Consider the following 24,873-nt stretch of genomic DNA (forward strand, 5'->3'; position numbering starts at 1 on the left):
CTCGATGGTGTTTCAAGTAGAAGGCTTGGTGCACTTGTGTTACACTTCTAGATAATGAATTCCTTAATGAGATGGTGGTTTTTATGACAACAGGAAAAGTTTTAGTCCTTGGTGTTCCTTTTAATAATCTTACCATGGAGCAGCTCCTGCAAAAATTAGAAGAGCACTTAGAGAATCAAGATAAAATTTTTATGGCAACGAGCAACCCTGAAATTGTGATGTATGCGGAAAAGGATCCGGAGTATCGAAAAATATTGACCGAAGCGGATTATAACATTCCGGATGGCATTGGGATTGTCAAGGCGGCAAAGCTGCTTAACCTCCCTATAGAGGAACGTGTGACGGGGTTTGATACCGTGATGCATTTGCTTGAGGTAGCCGACCGTAAAAGGTTAAAGCTTTATTTCTTGGGATCTACAGAAGATGTGCTGCAAAAAGCCGTTGAACGGACGAAGGCCAACTATCCTCATATAGATTTAGTGGGGGCTCGAAACGGTTTCTTTGATTGGCATGACCCAAGTATTGCGGAGGATATTCAAGCCAAGAAACCGGATATCATTTTAGTCGGGATGGGCTTCCCGAGACAAGAGAAGTGGATCTATGAGCATCTTCCTTCTTTTGAAAAAGGGCTGTTTATCGGAGTTGGAGGAACCATCGATATTTTGGCAGGGGAAGTCAAGCGCGCTCCTGCTATGTGGCAAAAATACAATGTGGAATGGCTCTACCGGCTGCTTTCGGATCCAACACGATTTAAGCGAATGATGGTTCTGCCTGTCTTTATGATGAAAATTTATGCAAAAAGATTAACAACTAAGCATTGAAAAACCCGTGCTCCATTGAGTAACGGGTTCACTTCAGAGGTGCAAACAATTAACTATCAAGGTAAATCGCACGGGTTTGGAATGAATTTCACCGTGCGATTTTTATTGTAATATCAATGTTTATTGACCCTTTCATCCGTAAATCACCTATCAAATCATAGTTTAATTTACATGGGTGGAAATAATTATTGGAGGTGTGTGAATTAACCGGTGATTGAGCAAGTGAAAGGTAGGGTGATTACCAAGGTATTCGGATATATCTGTTAAAATAAAAGTTAGATCATCGAAGACTTTGTGAAAAAAATGTTCTTAAAGTAAAAAACGGACTGTCATGTTTAACAAGAAATTTTGGAGTAACCTGTGATCGTTGAAATAAGCGGAAATTTTTCCGTTATCAACCAAAGTAGCGTTCAGTTCGTTGTAAATAAGCGGAGTTTTTCCGTTTAAACAAAAAGAAATGACCCATTTTCATGTTTTTCGAGTCAATAGTCGGAATTTCTCCGTCTATTTTAGCTATTTTTGGTGTTGATTTCTAAATAAGCGGAATTTTTCCGCTTATTTAGAAAGTTCGCCTTAGCCATTTAATGAAATAGGTAATCGATTGCCTTTTATGAAAATAATCAAACCGAATCTCAAAGGATTCGGTTGTTTTGACGTTTACTATTCTTTTCTTTCTGTGATTTTATTGTAAATAGTAGTGTGAATTAAGGTGATAATTAGAGTTTTGCACCTCACAAGTGAACCCGTGTTCCATTGAGCGCGGGTTTTTTCTTCATTATTTATAATAAAAAAAATCAGCATCTACTTTAATAGCAGCGCTGATTTAGATCTTAGCCTTTACTTTTGGAATGCTGAAGGACGAGTCGCTTAACAGCATTTACTAATGGCTTTTTGGAATGGAAGGAGGTAAACATCTCCATACTAAATCGAATCATGACCGTACCGGCAAGAAGGATAATGATCGACCCCCAAAGAATCGAACGGGAGAAAATGACTCCTGCAATACCGAAAAATAAGCTGATCAGAAAAATGATGTAAACCGTTGTTCCATGACTAAAGCCTAGTTCCATTAAACAATGATGTAAATGCCCTTTGTCCGGAGCCGAGAGCTTTTGGTGCTTAAGGGCCCGACGTATGATAGCAAACGATGTATCAAAAATAGGAACCGCAAGGACAACGATCGGAATAATGACTGAGAAGAACGTGATACTTTTAAATAAGCCGAGAATAGAGATAACTGCAATTATATATCCTATGAACATCGATCCAGCATCTCCCATGAATATTTTCGCTGGATGGACGTTGAAGAATAAGAAACCTAAAGTTCCACCGAGCAGCATCACGGAGAGGGAGATCGCTAACGTTTGATAATTAAGAATACCCATAACGAGGAGCGCCCCAAGAGCAATGGAGGATACACCGCTCGCCAAACCATCTAAGCCGTCAATCAAATTCATGGCGTTGGTTAAACCGACAATCCATAAAATAGTAAGTGGGTAGGAAAACCAGCCCAATTGTATATATCCAAAATGCGGAAGCTGTAAAGACGTAATTTTAACTCCATAGACTGTAACAATAACGGCAGCTATGATTTGAATCATCAGCTTGAGTCTTGGAGAAAGGCTAATTTTATCGTCAATGACACCCGTAATTATTAAGAGAAGTGCCCCAATAACGAAAGCCCATGTGCTTGGCATAAAAGGATGAAGATAAAGAAACCCGCTGAAAAAACCAATGGCAATGGCGATACCGCCTAAGTATGGCATGGCTTTCTTGTGTATTTTTCGATCTTCAGTGGGGCGATCGACAATATCTAATTTCACAGCAATAACCATCATTATTGGTGTTGAAATGACTGTCATTACAAGAGAAATGATAAAAGCAATAACCAGGTTCATATTTACACCTTCTTGTTTCACTTTTAAATTAGGTTGGATTAAAAAAGGATGTGCTATCCTTCTAAATTTTTGGTAATCCAGCCTAGGAAAATGAATGTGATCAAAAAATATTCCTTTAGGAGATTAAATGATGCTAACAATCCCCCTTGTGGTTCTGTAATCTTACTGAAAAAAACTTAATGTTTCGTTCACGAAATTTACATATAGATTATAAAATAAGGGGTTCACCAATTGTCAACATTTCATTAACAAAATTAACCTATTTTCTTGAAAAAGCCTATTTTTTTCATACAAGCTTTACAATCCATTTTTCATATTAATACTTTTAATGCAAAATGTATAGAACTTTTTTGTTAAACTACATGTATTTTTTACGACAAAGTACGCCAATATTAGGGGGGCAGCACCTCGCTTCTAAGCAGAAAAAATCCTTAGTAAACATAAAGCCTCTATTATATATAGCTGTTTGTGCAAGTTAAATGGGTCTACTTAGTTGTTCGTCATGTAAGTTTTTTTTATGTCGCTTTCATGAGGGGCAACTTTTCTAAAATGGCTTTGTCATTTGCCCCTCCGTAGATGATGGATTGTCCTCTATAAGGAAGTATGATGGTCTAACCTTAAAAATTCCTTAATTTTTCTTGTTAATCCTTTTTATGATCGACCTCTATATAGTCATCTCGCAAATGTGTCAAGGTGTTTTGGCCGTTGCAGAGATTTGTTATCCAGGGTTCAAAGGTGTTGATATCCGAAGAGCGCACGGCAATTTCTAATGTTATTTTATCCGTATAGGTTGTTTGGTTCAGGATGTAGGGGGAATGTGACAATGCATTTTGGACAGCTCCCCATAATGGATAATCAAAAGAGACGGTGAACAAGCTGACCGGTACGCGTTCAATGATCCCTGCCGCTTCAATACCGATTGAAGTCGAGGTCGAGTAGGCCCTAATTAGGCCGCCTGCCCCGAGTTTGATTCCGCCAAAGTAACGGGTAACAACAACCAGGGTATCGCGGAGATGCTGTTTCTTTATTACTTCTAGGATCGGTACGCCGGCTGTCCCGCTCGGTTCACCATCATCACTTGCTTTTTGAATATGACTTGTCTCCCCGATTACATAGGCAAAGCAATTGTGATTAGCTTTCCAATGGGTTTTGCGAATTGCTTCAATATGTGATAAGGCTTCTGCTTCTTCCTCAATGTGGAAGATATGAGAAATGAATTTAGATTTTTGTATGATATAGACCTCTTCTGTCGCCTGTTTTACTGTATAATAGGGATGTTCCATCATTGCCTCCCAATGGATATGACTATTACGCTTTAAATGATAAAAGGTGTTATGATTACATCTTAAAGGGAAATGGACGGACATTCAAAAAATTAGACGTTAGTGGCTCTTAAAATGTTTCAGTTACAAGGCATTTTTGTTTACTTAATTAAGGAAAATAACAACTTCCCTACGGCCCACAAGCTTCCTCGGAAAGTTGGCATGATGCAAGTCTTGAACTTCAAGCAGATACTCGCCAGGAATTGGCGACAAGCCAAGTTTTTCTAAAGAGGCGAAAGTTGAAAAAGTGAATCCATTAATAAACCCGCCAAAAAGGACTTTTTTCTTAAATGAGTGGTGTTCACTTTCATTAAGGTGACCCAGCTCTCGTTTTAACATGCTTTTATATATGTAACAATTCATTAGGACATGCTGCGGAATTGGGACAAAAAGAACTGTTGTCAATCGAATAGTTATATTAATAGGTAAATCGGTTAACCGTTTCCAAGAAGCACGGGAAACCCAAATGAATTAGCCAGCAGATGCCCTAGGTTGGCGATTGGCAAGTGAATCGGTTTCCGCTTGAAGGAGGTATGAGAATGAGTCTTACCATGAATACACGTAAAATTAAAATCTTTTTAATAGATGATCATCGGCTTTTCAGAGAAGGTGTGCGTCGAATCCTAGAGATGGAACCTAACTTTCAGGTGGTCGCTGAAGCGGATGATGGGTTAGAAATGAGTAAAATTGTTGAAACAGAAGATCCAGATGTTCTCATTATGGATATAAATACATCAGGTTCAGATGGACTCGAGACCATTCGTCGCTTACTGTTAGACTACCCGGATGTTAAAATTCTCATCTTATCCATCCGTGATGAAGAGTCATATGTGACACATGCGTTGAGGTTGGGAGCTTCAGGTTATTTGCTGAAGGAAATGAATGCGGATTCGCTCATTGATGCCGTGCGTGTTGTAGCCGGTGGCGGGGCTTATATTCATCCGAAAGTGACACATACTCTTATTAATGACTATCGGAGACTTGCCAAAACTCAAGAATCTCAATCTGTCTTGCGAAATGTTGAGTACCGAAAACCGCTCCATATTCTAACGAGACGGGAATGTGAAGTGCTTCAGCTTATGACAGATGGCCGAAATAATCGCAGTATCGGTGAGGACCTGTATATAAGTGAGAAGACGGTGAAAAACCATGTCAGCAACATTCTGACTAAAATGAATGTGGAGGACCGCACACAAGCGGTTGTTGAGGCAATAAAAAAGGGATGGGTCCAAGTTCGTTAAAGTTAAAGGCAAAAAAGGATTCTCCTGGATGAATAGCGAATAGGTATGTAGAGCAACAAAGCCCGGGTGAGAGACTTACTGCAGGGTCAGCTATTTTGTTTAGGGTACACTAATAAAAAAGTGTTAAAGTGAGGTTTGGCTGTGTCTAAGATTGCTTTAGTAACAGATAGTACGTCTTATTTACCTGATGATTTTGTAAAGGAAAATGATGTTCGAATTATTCCTCTCAGTGTTATTTTCGGTTCAGAGGTTTATAAAGAAGGCATTGAGCTGGATGCTAGCGCCTTTTATAAAAAATTGAAAGACGTCCAGGAGCTTCCGACCACCTCCCAGCCGCCAGCAGGCGAATTTGTTTCTGTATATGAACAGTTGGAGAAGGAAGGCTATGATGAAGCGATTGTCATTTGCTTATCCAGCGGCCTTAGCGGAACGTTTAACACGGCCAAAGCAGCTGCTGAAATGGTCGAGAAGATTAAGGTTCATGTGTTTGATTCTGAAATTGCCGCACTAGCAGAAGGATTTTATGTGATTGAAGCGGCCAAAATGATTAAAGAAGGCGCCACATCGGAAGCCATTCTCCAACGCTTAACAACCATCCGAGATGAACACGGCATGAATGTCTATTTGGTTGTTGATGATTTAACGAATCTGCATCGCGGTGGACGAATGACCGGAGCCCAAGCCCTCCTCGGAAGTCTCCTTCAAATTAAACCTATCCTGACATTTAAGGATAAGAAGATTGGTTTGTTTGAAAAAGTGAGGACAAAGAAAAAGGCGCTTGCCCGTATGCTTGAACTTTTTTCCGAGGATGCCAAAACTGGTGCCCCTATTCGTGCTTCAATTATTACAGCTGAGCGAGAAGAAGAGGCTCAAGCCATGATTAAGGATTTGGCTGCGACTTATCCGAATATCGAAATTGACACAGGCTATCTCGGTGCCGTCGTTGGGACACACGGCGGTGAAGGGCTTATCGGCCTTGTTTGGTACAGGAAATGAAACGATACCTGAATAGGTTCTGGAAAAAGGGGATAAGCGCCTTGCGCGCCCCTGCTTCCATTCATTCTAGTCCGCCCCTTACGTCCAATTACCACTCCGCTGTTTCCCCAGAGCCGCTTCCTTCTAACGTAGACGCCTCTGTCTGTCGGCATCTAAATCCGGCCCTTTTTGATACTTGGTATGCCCCTTTATCTCCTAAAGAACCATCCGTCCATTTGGTCTCTGCTGCCCCCCCTACATCGACCGCTTATTTTCTCGATACCTGTCTTTCCTATTTTAAAAAATCCAGCCCTTTTATTTATGAGTATGAACCCACCCTTCAAGCGTTTATAACCCTTAGTTGGCGCCGCCTATTAAAATGGCTTCATTCTGACCGATTTTCGGAAGAGAACACCGCACCTTACTCTCAATCAAGCCAAATTGATGCGACGTTTGACCAAACAGCTACTCATCGAACACGCGGCCAGTCAAAGAAACAACATCCAACCCATGCATTAACCCAATCTATCCGTAATGAGACCCATCCCGCTTATTCATCGTCATTTTGCATGCCGCTTGATCCTGACTTTTCTCCCAATCAACAGCTGCAAGTCTTCCTAGCAGGACGGCTGCTGTTAATGAGTGAGTGCCAAGCGTTTCCTCTAAAAGAATTAGAGGCACATTTTAAGGCAGGTTATCTGCAAATTCAACAAGGAATTACATGTGTCGGAGGAATCCCCTTTTGTCATCGATGCGGAAATCACGTTTTTCATCAATTTGTTTCCCATACATGCAGGCGGTGCGGGAGAAAATGCCTCTATTGTCGAGAGTGTTTGGAGATGGGATTAGTCCGTTCATGTACAGCTCTTGTGAAGTGGCGGGGGCCGAGTCCGCCGCTTCTGTATCAGGAAGTACAGTTAAATTGGGAGGGGACATTGACTGTTGAACAACAGGAGGCTTCAGACAAACTGCTGCATTCAGTCAAGGCGCGGCAAAACTTCCTCGTCTGGGCAGTTTGCGGAGCAGGGAAAACAGAAGTCCTCTATCAAACCTTGAAAAATATGATTGAACAAGGGAAACGAGTAGCGATCGCGTCACCTCGTTCCGATGTTATTCTTGAACTTGATCGCCGTATAGGTTCTGTCTTTCCAACTCTTTCACGTGTGGCCATATATGGGGATTCACCTGATGACTATACCTTCACACCCTTTGTCCTGACAACGCTCCATCAGCTCAGACGGTTTGAATCGGCGTTTGATTTAATCGTGATTGATGAAGTGGATGCCTTCCCTTTTAAAGGAAACCAGGCATTGAATACCGTCTTGCAGCGAGCGCTCATGTCAGATGGCAGTCTCGTCTTTGTTACCGCTACACCTGATCGGGAAATGAAGAAAGCCTATCTCCATGGAAGGCTTAATGGGATTCATATTCCGATCCGATTTCATCGAGGGCCATTGCCGGAGCCAAAATTTGTATGGATCGGTGATTGGAAGAAGAAGCTCAGTCGTGGAAAACTGCATGAAAGTCTGTATAAATGGCTTCAAGAACGGATTCAGGATAAGCGAAGAGTCTTCCTCTTTGTCCCTGAGATTGGGGATGTTGAGCCGATGGTTTTGCTGCTGAATAAGAAACAGTTTTTGGCTGAAGGGGCTCATTCGAAGGACCCTATGAGGCGCGACAAGGTTTTGGCGTTTCGAGAAGGGCGCCATCACATTATGGTGACGACAACGATCCTAGAGCGTGGTGTGACCATTTCCCGTGCTGATGTTGCTATATTGGGGGCAGAACGTCCTATTTTTGATGAGCGAGCTTTAGTTCAAATGTCAGGTCGGGCAGGACGAGACCGAGAGAACCCAGACGGTGAGGTCGTTTTTTTTCACAATGGAAAGACCCGTGAAATGCTTCGCGCTCTACGCCATATACAATTCATGAATCATGAGGCTATGAAACTAACCCGGTAAAAGGGGAATTAGGGGAGTGTATGAATATGCCAGTTTGCTTGTGGTGTCATCAGCGGCCTATTCAAGCCGTATCATGGGAAACTTTGTTTGAGCTAGGGCCTCGTCCGGGTTTTTGCGAGCAATGTGAGGCAGAGCTTGTTCGGCTAAAAGGAGCGAGGCTGTGTCAGAAATGCGGACGTGATTTAGACCAATTGGACGATCAATTTCAGGTAAACGGAATATGTCTGGATTGTACGAAATGGCAAAGTACCCCTTTTGGACAAGCGCTTTATCAGAATCGGTCGGTCTACTTGTATACCCCCCATTTAAAAGACTTATTAACACAACTGAAGTTTCGCGGTGATGCTATACTTATTGAAGGATTTAGACGGGACTTAAGGAAGGCTTATTGGGCATGGTACAAATGGCGGCTTGCGATTCCCATACCATTGAGCGCTGAACGCCAAGAGGAACGAACCTTTAATCAATCAGAGCTGATCGCAGACTGTTTGGCGGCTCCAAAACTCCTCGCGCTGGTGCGATCCGGTTCCACTGAAAAGCAGAGTAAAAGAACAAGACAAGAGCGCCTTCAGAAGTTGAAACAAGAGTCCCTGCCCTTTAGTGTGGTACCCGAGTTCAGCCGGCATTTAAAAGACAGGCACCTTGTGCTCATAGACGATATTTATACAACAGGAGTAACCTTGAGACTGGCCGCTCAAGCCCTCTTACCCTATGCCCCCCGTTCCATCTCCAGCTTTACTCTCGCCAGAAGCTAATGGTCCACGATAGATTTTTTATTTTGCTAGCCTCAATTAAATCGTTCCTAAATCATTTCACCTAACCTAATCAATGAAAGGAAAAGATCCTATGACTGAATTAGCCCATTGTACAGAATGCGGAAAGCTCTTTGTTCAAACGACCTACGACCTTTGTCCATCCTGTCGGCAAGAACTGGAAAAGAAATACGAAACCGTTTTTGACTACATTCACCAAAAAGAATCACAGGACCTAACCGTCAGCGACATTCATCGCGCAACAGGTGTAGAAGAAAACCTACTCAACAAATGGCAAGAAGAAGGCAAACTCGAAAAGTGAAACGCGGGGACGGTTCTCCCGTTTCATTTTCATTTCGGAACGCGGGGACGGTTCTCTTGTTTCATTTTTTCATTCCTATTAACAGGCAATCTGACACCTTTATTTATAATAAACTTATAAAATAAGAGTGCGACTATTTAAGAATTTCTATAAGAAGTAGGTTCAAAAAGCCATCCAGTTTACGAAAATAGCCACCCATGGTAAGTTATACGATCAGGCGATCAGATCACCTATGCGCGTTTTGAGGCGCCACTACCAGATGCATGCAAATTGCATAGACTTTATTAGCTTTAGCCATCTATTTTGGCCTTGCTTTCAGGGGTGTAAAATACCGTTACACTTAATTAAGTTAGCATAGCGAGAATTCGTTATCGCGGTTGAAAATGGCTATTTAACAAGATAGACGCAACGAGGAAACGCTGAACCTGGGCTCCTGCCCCGTTTTAGGCTGAAAATAGTGGAATGAACAACAAATAAGGGGTTTACAAAACTATCAAATGTGGTATAAATAGAATAAGCTTATAAATAAATGGACGTGAGGAGGGACGTTAGTCGTAAACATCCGAGCTCAGGGAGGTATAAACAACCACTTGAATCTGGATAGCGATGTGCGGCCTTTTTTCATCTCATTTTATAAGCGGAGTCTCTCAAAAGTTAGCGAGAGACACGGAGGTTTAGAAGACATCAAAAGGAGGCATTAAAACGATTTAACTAAACCCATCATCTTGACGGTTTGACGCTTCATTTAAGCTTCATTGACGTTGGTATTTTCCAAAAATTCGGACAAGTTAAAAGGGATAACAAGGATTTGTAATGAATAGGATATACAAATCCGATAAGGAGGAGTTCACAATGAATTTTAACATTCGCGGTGAAAATCTAAAAGTGACCCCGGCACTCCGGAACTACACGGAAAAGAAAATTTCAAAACTGGGTCGATATTTTGATACTCCCCTGATGACTGATGTTCATGTCAACATGCATGTGCACAACAACAATCAGGTGATTGAAGTCACCATTCCATTGCAAGGATTGCTCTTAAGAGCGGAGGAGTCCCAAATGGATATGTATGCGGCCATTGACTCAGTTATTGAAAAACTTGAACGGCAAATTCGAAAATATAAAACAAAAGTCAATAGGAAATATCGTCAGCGTGTGAGTCGCGGTTATGCTCAAATTGCGGTTGGAGCGAACCCTGTTTCTTATTATGAAGATGATGAGGTTGTAGAAGAATCCGATTTTGATGTTGTACGTCGCAAACGATTTAATTTTAAACCTATGGATGTCGATGAAGCTATTATGCAAATGGACATGCTTGGACATGATTTCTTTGTTTTCTCCAATTCTGTAACCGGAGACACTAGTGTCGTCTACCGTCGCAAGGATGGAAAATACGGCTTAATCGAAAAAGAATAGTGATCTTTAGAAAAGATCAACGTGCATTAACAACCTACTTACTTTATAAAGCAACGCCTCACATTGGTGAGGCGTTGTTGTTGTGTTCTTATTTTTGATGAAATAATGAAAGGGTTTTTACTCAGAACGGCTTCCTTTCTATTTCTATCTTTAAATAGTCCTGTTGTTTGTAAAGAAGAGGTTTGTCACTTTGTACAGGGTTTGTTAAAATAGAGAGTGAACCTTTAATGAATAGACATAAAAAGTTAAAGAAAGAACAACATTTTACTAAAAAATTGTATTTTTCTTCTTTTTAAAAGGTTATATATAGAATATTAGTAGAGATTGGTGCTTATGATTACTTCTATTACGATTCTGTTATTCGAACAGAAATGAGTTTCGGCAGGACAAGTATCTAAATGTGGTTTGCGTTCGGTATAGAAACGCTCAGCGAATTGGGCAAAAATTTGAGGTGACATCACATGATGGGAATTTTGAAGAAAATTGTTGGTGACCCTAGTCAAAGACAATTGAAGAAAATGGAGAAAGTTGCGGATCAAATCGACGCGTTGGCAGATGAGATGAAGGCGTTGTCTGATGAAGCGCTTCGAGCCAAAACAGACGAATTTAAAAAGCGTTATCAGGATGGAGAAACACTTGAATCGCTCATGCCAGAAGCTTACGCAGTCGTTCGGGAAGCATCGACCCGTGTTTTGAATATGACTCCTTTTTACGTTCAGCTTTTGGGTGCCATTGCGCTCCATGAAGGTAATATTGCTGAAATGAAGACAGGTGAAGGTAAAACGCTTGTAGCCACAATGCCGCTTTATCTTAATGCATTGACTGGTAAAGGGGTTCATCTTGTCACAGTTAACGAATACTTGGCATCACGTGACGCCGAGACCATGGGTGAACTCTTTCATTTCCTAGGAATGTCTGTTGGCTTGAATGTGGCCAGCCTCTCACATGAAGAGAAACAAGCCGCTTATCAGGCGGATATCACCTATGCCACAAATAATGAGCTTGGTTTTGATTATTTGCGTGACAATATGGTGCTCTATAAAGAAGAGATGGTTCAACGCCCGCTTCACTATGCCATCATTGATGAGGTTGACTCCATTTTAATTGATGAAGCAAGAACGCCTTTAATTATTTCAGGTTCCGCTGAAAAATCCACGATCCTTTATACTCAGGCCAACCAATTTGTTCGGTTGCTGACGAAGGATGAGGACTATACAATCGACATTAAGACCAAATCTGTCCAATTAACGGAAGAAGGAATGACCAAAGCGGAGAAATTCTTCAAGGTCGAAAACCTTTTTGATACAAAAAATATTCAATTAAATCATCATGTTCACCAAGCTCTCAAAGCCCACACCATTATGCACCGAGACACAGACTATGTGGTGCAGGATGGCGAGATTGTCATTGTTGACCAATTTACTGGTCGATTAATGGCGGGCCGCCGTTATAGCGAAGGCTTACACCAAGCCATTGAAGCAAAAGAGGGCTTAGAAATTCAGCGGGAGAGCAAGACGCTTGCCACCATTACGTTCCAAAACTATTTCCGTATGTACGAGAAACTCGCTGGTATGACGGGGACCGCAAAGACTGAAGAAGAAGAATTTCAAAGCATTTACAACATGGATGTTGTTGTAATTCCTACCAATCGTGCTGTTGCCCGTATTGATAAGCCAGATTTAATTTTTAAGTCAATGCAAGGTAAGTTTACGGCAGTAGTCGATGAAATTAGTCGTGCTCACCAAACCGGTCAGCCAGTACTAGTTGGTACCGTGGCTGTTGAAACTTCAGAAATTGTTTCTCAGTTATTAAAGAAAAAAGGCATTCCTCATAATGTATTAAATGCGAAGAATCATGCGAAGGAAGCCGAGATCATTGAAAACGCCGGTCAGTATGGTGCGGTTACGATCGCTACGAATATGGCTGGTCGAGGAACTGACATTAAGCTTGGTGAAGGGGTCAAGGAGTTAGGCGGTCTTTATATTATTGGAACAGAACGCCATGAATCCCGACGCATTGATAATCAGCTAAGAGGACGTTCGGGTCGTCAAGGGGACCCAGGGGTTAGCCAATTCTATTTATCAATGGAAGATGAGCTTATGCTTCGTTTTGGTTCGGACCGAATGAAGGGGATGATGGATCGGCTAGGTATGGCCGATGATCAGCCGATAGAAAGCCGTCTTGTGTCCCGTTCTGTTGAAGCGGCACAAAAACGAGTTGAGGGGAACAACTTTGATGCACGGAAACAGCTCCTTCAATTTGATGATGTTATGCGTCAACAACGGGAGATTATCTATAAGCAGCGTTTTGAGGTTCTAGAATCCGAGAATTTGCGCAATGATATTGAAGCGATGATGGCATCTTTGATAGAACGTGTGGTTAACTCGCATACTCCTTCCGAAGAGATTCCAGAAGATTGGGAGCTTCAGGCAATCGTGGATTATATTAATGCCGTTATTTTAGACGAAGGCGAACTGACGGAAAAAGAACTTCGCGGCAAAGAGCCAGAAGAAATGACAGAGCTTATTATACAGAAGGCAAAAGCGAAGTATGATGAGAAAGAAAGTCAGTTTACATCAGAGCAAATGCGCGAGTTTGAACGCGTGATTATGCTTCGTACTGTGGATATGAAGTGGATGGATCATATTGATGCAATGGAGCAGCTTCGTGAAGGGATTCACCTTCGTGCGTATGCTCAAGTTGACCCATTCCGTGAATACCAAATGGAAGGCTTCCAAATGTTTGAGGAAATGGTTGCTTCAATTGAAGAAGAAACGATTAACTACATTATGAAGGCCCAAATTGAGCAAAATATGGAGCGACAAAAGGTTGCTGAGGGTGAAGCCGTTATCCCTGGTGATGAAACGAGCCAAGTCAAGAAACAGCCTAAGAAGAAAAAATCAGATGTCGGCCGAAATGCTCCATGTCCTTGCGGGAGCGGAAAAAAATATAAAAATTGCCATGGAGCAAATATGTAACTCGTTGCTTTCTTCTAAGTCAAATTGGCTTGGAAATCAAGAGACTGAGGAACCTTCTCAGTCTCTAAGTTTGTCTAGCATATAAAGATAACTTTTAGGAGTGAATGGAATGGATTTAACAGAAATCAGAGCAGAGCTTCAAACGATGAGTCACAAACTTCAAGATTTTAGGGGGTCTCTTTGACTTAGAGGCAAAGCTTGAACGCATCCAAGTCTTAGAAGAACAAATGTCGTTGCCGGGCTTCTGGGACAACCAAGAAGAAGCCCAAAAAGTCATTAGCGAAACCAATGTGCTAAAAGATAAAGCCAATGGGTATCAAGAGCTAGAAAGCGGCTACGAAGAATTAGAGGTCTTGCTTGAACTGGTTCGTGAGGAAGACGACCCAGAAATGCGTGAGGAATTGGAGAGCCATTTCCAGGACCTTAAAGACCGCTTTAATCAGTTCGAGCTTGAGATGCTTCTCAACCAGGAGCACGATAAAAACAATGCCATTCTGGAATTGCATCCAGGGGCAGGCGGAACGGAATCTCAAGACTGGGCATCGATGCTCCTGCGCATGTATACGCGCTGGGCAGAGAGCAAGGGGTATTCTGTTGAGACACTTGATTACCTGCCAGGTGAGGAAGCAGGGGTTAAGAGTGTTACCCTGTTAATCAAAGGACACAATGCCTATGGCTATTTAAAGACGGAAAAAGGGGTCCATCGATTAGTCCGGATTTCACCGTTCGATGCATCAGGACGCCGTCATACCTCATTTGTTTCCTGTGAAGTCGTCCCAGAGCTTGATGATGATGTAGACGTTGATATTCGCAGTGAGGACTTAAAAATCGATACGTATCGTGCCAGTGGTGCGGGTGGTCAGCATATTAATACCACCGATTCGGCTGTTCGAATTACCCACTTGCCTACAGGTACGGTTGTAACCTGTCAAACCGAACGTTCACAGATTAAAAACCGTGAGCATGCGATGAAAATGCTTCAATCTAAGCTTTATCAGTTGGAGATTGAACGTCAACGAGCTCAACTGGATGAAATCCGCGGGGAGCAAAAGGAAATTGGATGGGGAAGTCAAATTCGTTCTTACGTCTTTCATCCTTATTCAATGGTTAAAGACCATCGCACGAACGTGGAAACAGGAAATGTCCAAAGCGTGATGGATGGTGACCTTGATCCGTTTATAGATGCTTATCTTCGTGAACAACTTAAGTAATCAATAAGACCTTAACAAGTTAATCAAAAAAAACCTCCGCAAATTTTTGCAACGGGTTTACTTGTGAGATGCAAAACGCTAATTATCACCTTAAATCACTCTACTATTCACAATAAAATCACAGAAAGAAAAGACTAGTAAACGTCAAAACAACCGAATCTTTTGAGATTCGGTTGTTTTATTTTCATAAAAGGCAATCGATTACCTATTTCATTAAATGGCTAGAGCGAACTTTCTAAATAAGCGGAGAAATTCCGCTTATTTAGAAATCAACATTGAAAATAGCTAAAATAGACGGAGAAATTCCGACTATTGACTCGAAAAACATGAAAATGGGTCAATTCTTTTTGTTTAAACGGAAAAACTCCGCTTATTTACGACGAACTGAACGCTACTTTGGTTGATAACGGAAAAAATTCCGCTTATTTCACATAGCACAGGTGACTCTAAAATTTCTTGTTCAGTCCGTTTTTTACTTTAAGAACAATTCGATAATCTAACTTTTATTTTAGCATATATATCCAAATGACTTGGTGATCACCCTCACTTTCACTTGCTCAATCACAGGTTAATTCACACACCGCCAATAATTATTTCCACCCATGTAAATTACACTGTGATTTGATCGATGATTTACGGATTAAATGGTTAATAAACATTGATATTACAATAAAAATCGCACGGTGAATGACTACGTGAAAAGCCGTGCGATTTACCTTGATAGTTAATTGTTTGCACCTCTGAAGTGAACCCGTTAAAATTTTTGCAGGAGGGTTTTCTAATACCAAGGCCATGTTTTTTTTTCTAATAAAGTGTGTGCTCCAAATATCGAGGCCTGTCCATCTAAAGTGATTTCTAATGTTGAACGGGTAATGTAACCTTTACACAGGTTCCGTGCGGTGAACTTTCGAATTCAATGAGCCCGCTATGCTCTTTTATAATGTCGAAGCTCATCATTAATCCAAGACCTGTTCCACCCTCTTTAGTAGAGTAAAAAGGGGTCCCTAATTTCTCGAGAACTTTTTCAGGAATTCCAGGACCTTGATCCGTTATCCTAGTCACGATTTGTTCGCTATGTAACTCAGTTGAGATGGCAATGATTCCACCGTCAACGGTTGCTTCAATCGCATTCTTTATAAGATTAATGAATACTTGCTTAAGCCGAGTTTCATCACCCATGACCTCATTAAGAATGGGTTGCTCATTTATAAGATTGAGGGTGATGGATTTCATCGCGGCTTGATTTTGAAGAAGCGCGATCACTTGTTTGATCATCGCATTATAATTAACCGCTTTTGTTTTCAAATTCGCCGGTTTCCCGAGTACAAAGATTTCACTCAACATGATTTCCATGCGTTCGACTTCAGCTTGAATAATTTTTAAAAAATCGTCTGTACTTCCTTTTTTAATCATCAACTGAATGAATCCTTTTATTGCAGTTAAAGGATTTTTAACTTCATGGGCAATGCCTGCTGCTAGTTGAGTTAAACGTTTCAAATAGTCGGCGGTTTGCTTTTGATTCGTAAGGTCATTAAATTGCGCCGCATAGATTCTTGATGATTCACTTTCTGAGAGCAGTGAGTAGGAAATGGATACCCAAATAGCCTCCCCGTTTGTTCTCATTAAGCAGGCTTCTTGTTGATCAACCTCTAAGTCACTTTGAGACAACCTTTCAAGCAGGGTTTCACATATTAATAGATCAGAAGGATATTGAAATAGCTCGAACAGAGATTCAGGCTCTGATTCATCCTCTGAATGGCCAAGCAGGCGAGTGAGCGAAGCGTTTTTATGTAACCAATGACCTTGTTCATTAAATAGACCAATTCCTGTTGAAGATCTTTCTACAAATTTTTCAAAAGCAGAAGAGGGAGCGGATGGCAAGTCGTTGAACAATGAAAGGACCTCCTTAGACTTCAATTCATTCGTTATAGAAAAGAGCGTCTACTCTTGTTTTGAGGAATCATTCTAAAGAAGGCTGTGGAATGCACCGATTGCAGTCATATTATTCCATTCAATTTATTATAGCCATTCGAATTGGAAAATGTCTATAAATAGACGGACAAAGTTAAGGATTCTGTGAGAAAAGTCAATGAATCCTTGAGAGGTTTGGGCGGTTTTTTCCTCTAAGAACCTCTAATCTATAACGTTATTTGACATTCTATGACGTCATTCAAAAAAAAAGACCAAATTCTAATCCTGTTATCCCCGAAATTTGACATCATTTCCCTGGAAATATGTCAGATTAAGGAGATGTGAGGAAGAGGCTAGGACAGAAGGAGTTGACGAATAGAAAAAGCCGAACTTATTCACATTTTAACGTGATGGGTTCGGTTTTTCATTTATAGGTTAAGTCCTTTATGAAACGCTCCGTCGAAAATACGTTGCTTGCCGCGGGCACGGCCTCAGTCTTCTCAGCAAGGAAAACGCTCGCTTGCGGAGTCTCCGGACATGTGCTGTTCCCGCAGGAGTCGCCGTATTTTGACTACGCTTCCTATTTGTTAAACATTTAGTGTTCGGGATTTAAGCCAGTTAGTTTAGTTTTTTCAAAGCCTCTTCCCCAGTGAGAAAACTCTGCAGTTGAAGAGTACTCGCCTCTAGGAATCCTTGTTATGAGGATTTGATTCTTCTGGGAGATCAAATGGGTTTAGGGCGTCATCCCTCATCATGATCATACCAGGGTTAAGTACTGTATCGTCAGGAAGTTCAGCGTCGGAGGATTGAACTTTATTAGGTGCATTTTTCATGGAGACACCTCCTATCTTGATTGGAGTCCAACCTTAATAAAGCACGTCTATGGTTATTCAAAATTTCAACAGAAACCGATTTTAGGCACTGACTTTTATTTTCATAGTGTATGCAAACGCTGTTATATCGTTCCATTTAACGAATGTGATTTTGAATTTTTTAAATGATTAAATTTAAATGAATCAATGACAATTCTATTTTCAGCCCGAGAATTCTATTATTAGGATATCCTATTTTGCGCCAATAAAAACATGTTCGAACTGGGGGACAGTCCCGGACTGCGGTTTGAAGAGGGTGGTCTTTACCCACAACTCTTGGTCAGGTGAAGAATTTGTCAAAATATGTCGGCAGGTTAGCCCTGAGAAAAGGTAAGAAACTGAAATATAATTGTAATAATTCTTTGACTCAACTCAACGAAGTAGGGTGTTATAATATGTTTATGCTTGTAGAAAAGGCTCGTTTTTTCTGCGAGATGAGATTCCTTTATTCGACAACCGCAAATAAAAACAGATTTTTCGACAATGACATATTCAGTTTAATTAGACTGTCACCGCGGCTTTATACGATGCGGATCATCAAAATTGGGACCAGTCAGCATGAATTTTTTTCATTAAGTACCCTTATAAACAAATTCAATGTAGGAAGTGATTATTTGTGATCCGAATGCAAGATGTTTGGAAGGCATACTCGAATGGCGTCATGGCCATTAATGGTGTGAGCGTTCATATTGAAAAAGGCGAATTTGTATACATTGTCGGCCCAAGTGGATCAGGGAAATCGACTTTTATAAAAATGATGTACCATGAGGTGAAGCCAACTCGAGGAAAGATTGAAATCGACGGCATTGACCTTACGAAGCTTAAACAAAAACATGTGCCCGCTTTGAGGCGGAAGCTTGGCGTCGTCTTTCAGGATTTTAAGTTGCTGCCAAAACTAACAGTCTATGAAAATGTAGCCTTTGCTCTTGAAGTTATTGAGGAACACCCAAGGCAGATTAGAAAGAAAGTAATGGAGGTCCTTGACCTAGTTAAATTAAGACATAAAGCCAGATTCCTTCCAAGCGAACTTTCTGGCGGCGAACAACAGAGGGTGTCTATTGCCCGTTCGATTGTTAACAATCCTTCACTTGTCGTTGCGGATGAACCCACAGGAAACTTAGACCCTGAAAATGCTTGGGGCATCATGGAAGTTTTCGAACAAATTAATGACCGTGGAACTACCATTGTGATGGCAACGCACAATAAAGAAATTGTTAATGAAAAAAAGCGACGCGTTATCGCTGTTGAAGGCGGTATGATTGTGCGCGATGTTGAAAGAGGTGAATACGGTTATGAAGCTTAGAACCGTTGGACGCCACACGAAAGAAAGTTTCAAAAGTCTTGCCCGAAACGGATGGATGACTTTTGCCTCTATTAGTTCCGTAACAGTTGCTCTATTATTAGTAGGGGTATTCTTGACGGTGATGTTGAATCTAAATAATATTGCCCAGCAAGTGGAAAACAATGTTGAAGTAAGGGTGTTTATCGATAATACGGCAACACCTGCACAGCAACAGGAATTAAAAGCAAATATACAAAAGATTAAGAACGTCAAAAGCATTACCTTTTTATCGAAAGAGGAAGGTCTAAAGGAGTTAATTAAAGACATGGGAAGTGATAGTGATGTCTTTAAATCGCTTGAAGGGTCACAGAATCCGCTTCCTGATGCTTATGTGATTAAAACCTATGAGCCTAAGCAAACCATTGCGGTCGCGAGCGCCATTCAAAAACTGCAATATGTTGATAGTGTCCGATATGGAAAAGGTATTGTAGAAAAGCTGTTTAAAGTCATTGATGTGGCAAGAAACGTTGGGATTGTCCTCATCCTCGGCTTACTCTTTACGTCGATCTTCCTTATTGCCAATACGATTAAGCTGACTATTGTTTCCCGTCAGAAAGAGATTGAGATTATGAAGTTGGTAGGAGCGACTAACTCATTTGTCCGTTGGCCGTTTTTCTTAGAAGGTTTTGTATTGGGCGTTGTCGGAGCGCTGATTCCATCCTGTATAATTGGGCTTGGCTATCATGAACTCTATACGTTATTCATCAATAACAACTATCAGTCTTATGTGTTTATTAAATTGATTCCATTCAAGCAGCTCGTTTTCCAATTGACGATCTTACTTGTCGTGATCGGCGGATGTATTGGAGTCTGGGGAAGCACGAACTCTATTCGTAAGTTCTTGAAAGTCTAAGATACTTGCAGAACGATTTAATGGTTTTATGAAGCAATAACTATTATAGAGAAGAAAAAGACCTCTCAAATTTCGGACAAGCGTAACGATTAACAGCTACGAACAAACATATGGATTGGTTTCGCTGACGATTTATTTGAAGGATTTAGGTACAAGGGGGAGAACAATGTCTAAAGGATATCGCTCCTACGTCAGCTTAACTCTTTCCATTCTTTTGGTATTGATCTCTGTTATTCTTGTGACTCCAGCTCACGCCTCTACGGGTTCTGACCTAGAGCAACGCATTAATGACCTGACGAAAAAGACGAATTCTAAGAAGCAAGAAGTTAACAAGACCGATCAAAAGATTAAACAGAATCAGTCACAGCAGCAAACGGTACAAGAGAAACTGACAGACATAAAAAAAGACATTGAATCTGCATCAGCAAAAATTACGGCCAAGCAAAAATCCATTCAAGATACAAAGAATGCCATTAATTCTTTAAATAAACAAATTGCGACTGTCAAAGAACGGATTAAGCGCCGAGATGTCCTTTTAAAAGAACGTGTAAAAGCAATGTATGTGACAGGAAATTCAACCGACTATTTACAAGTGCTTTTGAATTCTAATAACTTTGGTGAACTTGTCAGTCGTGCAGTCGCTTTAACCACAATAGCGAATCAAGATCAGCGCATTCTTGAGGAGCAAAGAGCAGATAAGCAAAAGCTGAATGAGCAGCAAGGAGAAGTGAAGGATAAGCTTGCATTGCTGCAAAAAGACATGAAAGAATTAAAAAGCTTGCAGGCAAATCTATCATCAAAGCAAGCTCAACAGCAGAATCTATTAACGGATTTGAAATCTCAGCAAAAAGATCTCGAGAAAGAAAAATTCAGTGCCCAAGAGATTGCCGATAACTTAGCGAGTCAAAAAGCGGCAGCTCAGAAGGCCTATGACCTATGGAAATCTGAAGAGGCCAAAAAGGCTCAACAAAGCCGTGCCACTTCATCATCATCGAGTTCGTCATCGTCCAGTTCGTCGTCATCAAGCTCGACGCCGTCCAGTTCGTCGTCATCGAGTTCGACATCCACGTCGAATTCAGGTGCCATCTTATCATGGCCGGTGGCTGGCGGGTACATTACATCTCCATATGGACCGCGAGCATTTGACAACAGTTTCCACCCGGGGATAGATATAGGCAAAGGCATGGGAGCACCGATTATGGCGGCTGCTGATGGTGTTGTTAACAGAGCGTATGTGTCTTCAAGTTATGGAAATTGTGTCATGATTACTCACTATATCAATGGACAAGAATACACGACTGTATATGCCCACATGGAGCGTTATGTGGTAGGGACGGGACAAGTCGTGAAGCGCGGCCAAGTAATTGGTTATATGGGTGATTCTGGTGAAGCAACAGGTCCTCACCTTCACTTCGAGGTTTACCGAGGTCCATGGAATCCGCCGCCGCATCCAGGAACAATTAATCCAGTTTCGGTATTGCCTTAAGTAAACCATTCATATTTTTAAAAAATGAACATAGATTATAACTAGTCCAAGGGAAGCCCTCCCGTTAAACGGATCGGACAAGAGCATCGCATCATTTGGTGTGATGCTTTTTCTTTCTAGGTGTTTAGTTTAGGGGACGGTCGGATCCGTCCTCTCAAATCTAATAGAACCACATACATAGCAACCATTTTTGAAAGGAATAAGTGTAGTGAAGGAGTGACGAGATGGTTAGTAAAAAAATCGTGGCACTGTTAATGGCACTGTCATTAATCATCGGAGCGGGCGGCTCCTATTTAGGTGTGACCTATTTCACGAAGAAGCAGGAGGCTCAAACTCTCGAGAACATGAGCGATATAAGCAATGTTCCGGCTTCGGATGTATTGAAGATGGAATCTGTATTTAGTTTTATTACGAGTAAATATTATAAAAAGGTGAATAAAACGACACTGACCAATGGGGCAATTAAGGGGATGGTCGAATCACTTAATGATCCTTTTTCCTCTTATATGGACCCAGAGACCGCTAATCAATTTACTCAATCTTTGTCTTCGTCATTTGAAGGGATCGGGGCAGAGGTCCAAATGGATAACGGGGTTGTAACAGTTGTCTCCCCAATTAAAGGCTCCCCTGCTGATAAGGCTGGATTAAAGCCACGTGATCAACTGCTTGAAATTAACGGAAAATCGACTCAAGGAATGAGCCTTGATCAGGCGGTTTCCAAAATTAAAGGAAAATCAGGTACGAAAGTCACACTGGAAGTAAAGCGACCTGGTCAAAGCCATGTTTTGACCTTTGAAATTACAAGAGGAAAAGTGCCTTTAAAAACAGTTAGTCAAAAGACCTTTCAACAAGATGGGAAGCTTATCGGTTATATCGCCATTCAATCGTTCAGTGAGAATACCGATAAAGAATTTGCCGATGCTTTAAAAACGCTTGAATCTAAGAACATTAAAGGACTTATTATTGATGTGCGAGGCGACCCGGGCGGTTACTTAACAGCTGTTAAGAACATTGCAAATGACCTGATCGCAAGCTCGAAACCTATTGTTCAAATTCAAAATCGGGCAGGCCAAAAACAGCTTATTACCTCTAAATTGAAACAGAAGAAGCCTTACCCAATCGTAGGTATGATTGATGGTGGCAGTGCTTCTGCAGCTGAAATTCTTTCGGCAGCCCTTCATGAAGCAGGCGGTTATCCTTTAGTGGGGGTTAAATCGTTTGGAAAAGGAACAGTTCAGCAGGCGGTCTCTATGACAGATGGCAGTGAGCTTAAACTAACCATGTTTAAATGGCTGACACCGGATGGCAATTGGATTCACAAAAAAGGGATCCAGCCGACGATTAAAATACAAGAACCGGATTATTTCTTTACCACTCCGATTAATTTGAAGGATGATCAGACGTTAAAGCCAAATACAACAAATGATCAAATTGCCGATGCACAAAAAATGTTAAAAGGCGTGGGCTTTGATCCCGGCCGCGTCGATGGCTATTATGATGCGTCGACTGAGACAGCTGTTTCTGCCTTCCAAAAGACGAATCAGCTTCCTGTTACAGGTGTGATTGACGCTAAAACCGCGAGTTCACTTGAAGACAGTGTCATGAAAGCCGTTAATGATCCGAAAAATGATCTTCAGCTTCAAGAAGCTTTAAAAGTCGTAACAGGTGAGTGATTAAGCGAGCTCATCCTTGTCAGATAGAAATTAAAGGATTTTTAGTAACAAATGTCGAATTCTATCCGTACGTTCTACGTGCGGATTTTTTTATTTAGATAGGAACGTCCTTTTTCTGTATTAAAATACTGTTTCTGAGTGTTAAAGGGCTTATAATAGACATTAGGAAAACCATTTGAGTAGTTGGTAAATGGTCACCATGACGACGAATGATATAGGTAAAGTCCAGACATCCTTTAAAAACTGACTTATAGAATGAAATAAAATCGGGGGACCAGCATGATGATCGAGGTATTAAGATTTTTGGAAAGTATCTTTTTTCAACCGTTAACTTACCTATTCATATTAGGGCTGTTATTATTAGGGCTTCAGCGTGTTCGACGAGAAAGACGTTCGTTCGGCCTAAAGGTATATGGGACATTCAATGAAGTGTGGTATGCAATAGGGCCATCGCTTTTGATTGGTCTTATTGGGTCAATACTAATGATGGGAATAGGGGTTGCTCTACCTACTGGAATCGTGATTTTGTTAACCCTATCTTATATTATTACGATGCTTAGCTTGCAGTTTCGATATTTGTCACCTCTGCTCGCAGTTGGTCTAGCGATGATCCTTACTTATTTTTTTCCATACTTTCATTTGGGAGGTCACAGCGGTTGGCTAGGTTCATGGATCCACGATATCCAATCGAAGTGGCTTTGGGATTTAGGAGTCTTTCTTGCTATTGGTGCGTTAATGGAAGGTGTTCTTCTCTATGTATGGGGCTGGCGCCATTCTTCACCAAGACTTATTAATAGTAAACGAGGGAAATGCGTTGGCGCACATGAAGCGAGTCATATGTGGATATTGCCCTTTCTCTTCCTGCTTCCTGTAAGCGGGCACCTCCAGCGTATGGGCTGGTGGCCGCTCGCACAAGGGACGTCTTTTTCCATCGTGCTGTTCCCAATTGGTGTCGGCGTTCAACAATTAATTACGTATGCTTTGCCCAAAAAGGCGATTCGACTTTCAGGATTATGGGTGATAGTAACAGGTGTCATCCTTGCTATTTTGGTTGCAGTCAGTTATTTTTATCTATCAACACCTTTATTGCTCTCGGCTGCTATATTTGGCATTTTAAGTCGGCTCGGACTAGTGCTTTGTCATTATTATTTATTGGATAACAGCCCTTTTCACTTTACGGATGTTTCGAATGGATTGCGTGTTGTCGGGGTTATCCCGGGAACACCGGCAGCAACCATGGACGTTAAGATCGGTGAAGTTATTGTCAGTGTTAATGGAAAAGCTGTCACTTCTGAACAGGAATTCTATGAAGCCCTTCACCTTAATCTTGCCTATTGTAAAATTGATGTGATTGATGAAGAGGGGGAAATCCGCTTTGTAAAAGGGATGACCCACGAAAATGATCTTCACCAAATCGGATTTCTTTTTCTTGAACCATCCAAAAGGACAAAAGCCTTTGATGGACTCGCTTGAGAGACTAAATCCTGAAAGCAGCTAAAGCTCTTCCCAGAGTTTTGGCTGTTTTTTTTGTTAGGGTTAGAGTAACAAGGATGCGCTAACCTCCGCGAATCGGGCCAGAATGCTGAAATAACGGACTGACGTTACGCCTATTTCGATTGAGCGTAACGAGAATACGCTAACCTCCGCTAAACGGGGCTTGAATGCCGATATAACGGATTGACGTTACGCCTATTTCGATTGAGCGTAACGAGAATACGCTATCCGCCCGCGAATGGGGCCGGAATGACCAAATAACGGACTGTCGTTACGCCTATTTCGATTGAGCGTAACGAGAATACGCTAACCGCCCGCGAATGGGGCCGGAATGCCGAAATAAGG

General features: G+C 41.4%; 18 protein-coding genes. 14 read left to right on the forward strand and 4 right to left on the reverse strand.

Going from position 1 to position 24,873, the window contains the following annotated elements:
- Window positions 1–83: 83 nt before the first annotated feature.
- The gene (locus tag PU629_RS04255) at window positions 84–821 is read left to right on the forward strand and encodes a WecB/TagA/CpsF family glycosyltransferase (protein ID WP_275283034.1); all 738 of its coding nucleotides are present in this window, start codon (window positions 84–86) and stop codon (window positions 819–821) included.
- Window positions 822–1,651: 830 nt separating this feature from the next.
- On the opposite strand, the gene PU629_RS04260 is transcribed toward PU629_RS04255, so the two are convergent.
- Both PU629_RS04260 and PU629_RS04265 read right to left on the reverse strand, forming a co-directional pair.
- The gene (locus tag PU629_RS04260) at window positions 1,652–2,719 is read right to left on the reverse strand and encodes an MraY family glycosyltransferase (protein WP_275283035.1); all 1,068 of its coding nucleotides are present in this window, start codon (window positions 2,717–2,719) and stop codon (window positions 1,652–1,654) included.
- A gap of 641 nt (window positions 2,720–3,360) precedes the next feature.
- Window positions 3,361–4,002: a YigZ family protein gene (locus PU629_RS04265; RefSeq protein ID WP_275283036.1), complete on the reverse strand. Its 642-nt coding sequence runs from the start codon at window positions 4,000–4,002 to the stop codon at window positions 3,361–3,363.
- A 578-nt stretch (window positions 4,003–4,580) separates the two neighbouring features.
- Between PU629_RS04265 and PU629_RS04270 the strand changes: the two genes are divergently transcribed.
- The 8 genes from PU629_RS04270 to prfB all read left to right on the forward strand — a co-directional run bounded on the left by PU629_RS04270 (window position 4,581) and on the right by prfB (window position 14,897).
- Window positions 4,581–5,282, forward strand: a complete 702-nt coding sequence (locus PU629_RS04270; protein WP_275283037.1) for a response regulator — start codon at window positions 4,581–4,583, stop codon at window positions 5,280–5,282.
- Window positions 5,283–5,423: 141 nt separating this feature from the next.
- Complete coding sequence (locus PU629_RS04275) at window positions 5,424–6,278, forward strand: DegV family protein (protein WP_275283039.1); 855 nt, start codon at window positions 5,424–5,426, stop codon at window positions 6,276–6,278.
- 41 nt (window positions 6,279–6,319) lie between these two features.
- Complete coding sequence (locus PU629_RS04280) at window positions 6,320–8,218, forward strand: ATP-dependent helicase ComFA (protein ID WP_275283040.1); 1,899 nt, start codon at window positions 6,320–6,322, stop codon at window positions 8,216–8,218.
- A 26-nt stretch (window positions 8,219–8,244) separates the two neighbouring features.
- Window positions 8,245–8,973, forward strand: coding sequence for a ComF family protein (locus PU629_RS04285; protein WP_275283041.1), 729 nt, complete (start codon window positions 8,245–8,247; stop codon window positions 8,971–8,973).
- Window positions 8,974–9,064: 91 nt separating this feature from the next.
- Window positions 9,065–9,292 (forward strand): hypothetical protein, encoded by a 228-nt coding sequence (locus PU629_RS04290; RefSeq protein ID WP_275283042.1) that lies wholly within the window; start codon window positions 9,065–9,067, stop codon window positions 9,290–9,292.
- Window positions 9,293–10,144: 852 nt separating this feature from the next.
- Entirely contained in the window at window positions 10,145–10,708 is a 564-nt protein-coding gene (hpf, locus tag PU629_RS04295) for a ribosome hibernation-promoting factor, HPF/YfiA family (RefSeq protein ID WP_275283043.1), read from the forward strand.
- 461 nt (window positions 10,709–11,169) lie between these two features.
- On the forward strand, window positions 11,170–13,686 hold the full coding sequence (gene secA / locus PU629_RS04300; RefSeq protein ID WP_275283044.1) for a preprotein translocase subunit SecA: 2,517 nt from the start codon (window positions 11,170–11,172) through the stop codon (window positions 13,684–13,686).
- 109 nt (window positions 13,687–13,795) lie between these two features.
- A protein-coding gene (prfB, locus tag PU629_RS04305; RefSeq protein ID WP_275283045.1) for a peptide chain release factor 2 occupies window positions 13,796–14,897 on the forward strand; the annotation gives its coding sequence in 2 pieces (ribosomal slippage) (window positions 13,796–13,867 and window positions 13,869–14,897; 1,101 coding nt in all).
- Between the two features lie 855 nt (window positions 14,898–15,752).
- Here the strand turns inward: prfB and PU629_RS04310 are convergent.
- Window positions 15,753–16,790 carry a sensor histidine kinase gene (locus tag PU629_RS04310; RefSeq protein WP_275283046.1) on the reverse strand — a complete coding sequence of 346 codons (1,038 nt, stop codon included), beginning with the start codon at window positions 16,788–16,790 and terminating at the stop codon, window positions 15,753–15,755.
- A 701-nt stretch (window positions 16,791–17,491) separates the two neighbouring features.
- On the reverse strand, window positions 17,492–17,641 hold the full coding sequence (locus PU629_RS04315) for a hypothetical protein (RefSeq protein ID WP_275283047.1): 150 nt from the start codon (window positions 17,639–17,641) through the stop codon (window positions 17,492–17,494).
- A gap of 655 nt (window positions 17,642–18,296) precedes the next feature.
- Between PU629_RS04315 and ftsE the strand changes: the two genes are divergently transcribed.
- The 5 genes from ftsE to PU629_RS04340 all read left to right on the forward strand — a co-directional run bounded on the left by ftsE (window position 18,297) and on the right by PU629_RS04340 (window position 24,507).
- Window positions 18,297–18,983, forward strand: coding sequence for a cell division ATP-binding protein FtsE (gene ftsE / locus PU629_RS04320; protein WP_275283048.1), 687 nt, complete (start codon window positions 18,297–18,299; stop codon window positions 18,981–18,983).
- On the forward strand, window positions 18,973–19,875 hold the full coding sequence (gene ftsX / locus PU629_RS04325) for a permease-like cell division protein FtsX (protein WP_275283049.1): 903 nt from the start codon (window positions 18,973–18,975) through the stop codon (window positions 19,873–19,875). The genes ftsE and ftsX overlap by 11 nt, the downstream gene beginning before the upstream one ends.
- 166 nt (window positions 19,876–20,041) lie before the next feature.
- Window positions 20,042–21,361, forward strand: a complete 1,320-nt coding sequence (locus tag PU629_RS04330; protein WP_275283050.1) for a murein hydrolase activator EnvC family protein — start codon at window positions 20,042–20,044, stop codon at window positions 21,359–21,361.
- 224 nt (window positions 21,362–21,585) lie between these two features.
- The gene (locus tag PU629_RS04335; RefSeq protein WP_275283051.1) at window positions 21,586–23,034 is read left to right on the forward strand and encodes a S41 family peptidase; all 1,449 of its coding nucleotides are present in this window, start codon (window positions 21,586–21,588) and stop codon (window positions 23,032–23,034) included.
- A gap of 279 nt (window positions 23,035–23,313) precedes the next feature.
- Complete coding sequence (locus PU629_RS04340) at window positions 23,314–24,507, forward strand: PDZ domain-containing protein (protein ID WP_275283052.1); 1,194 nt, start codon at window positions 23,314–23,316, stop codon at window positions 24,505–24,507.
- Window positions 24,508–24,873: the final 366 nt, after the last annotated feature.

Origin of the sequence: Pullulanibacillus sp. KACC 23026 (assembly GCF_029094525.1) — a bacterium.
Lineage (GTDB): Bacteria > Bacillota > Bacilli > Bacillales > Sporolactobacillaceae > KACC-23026.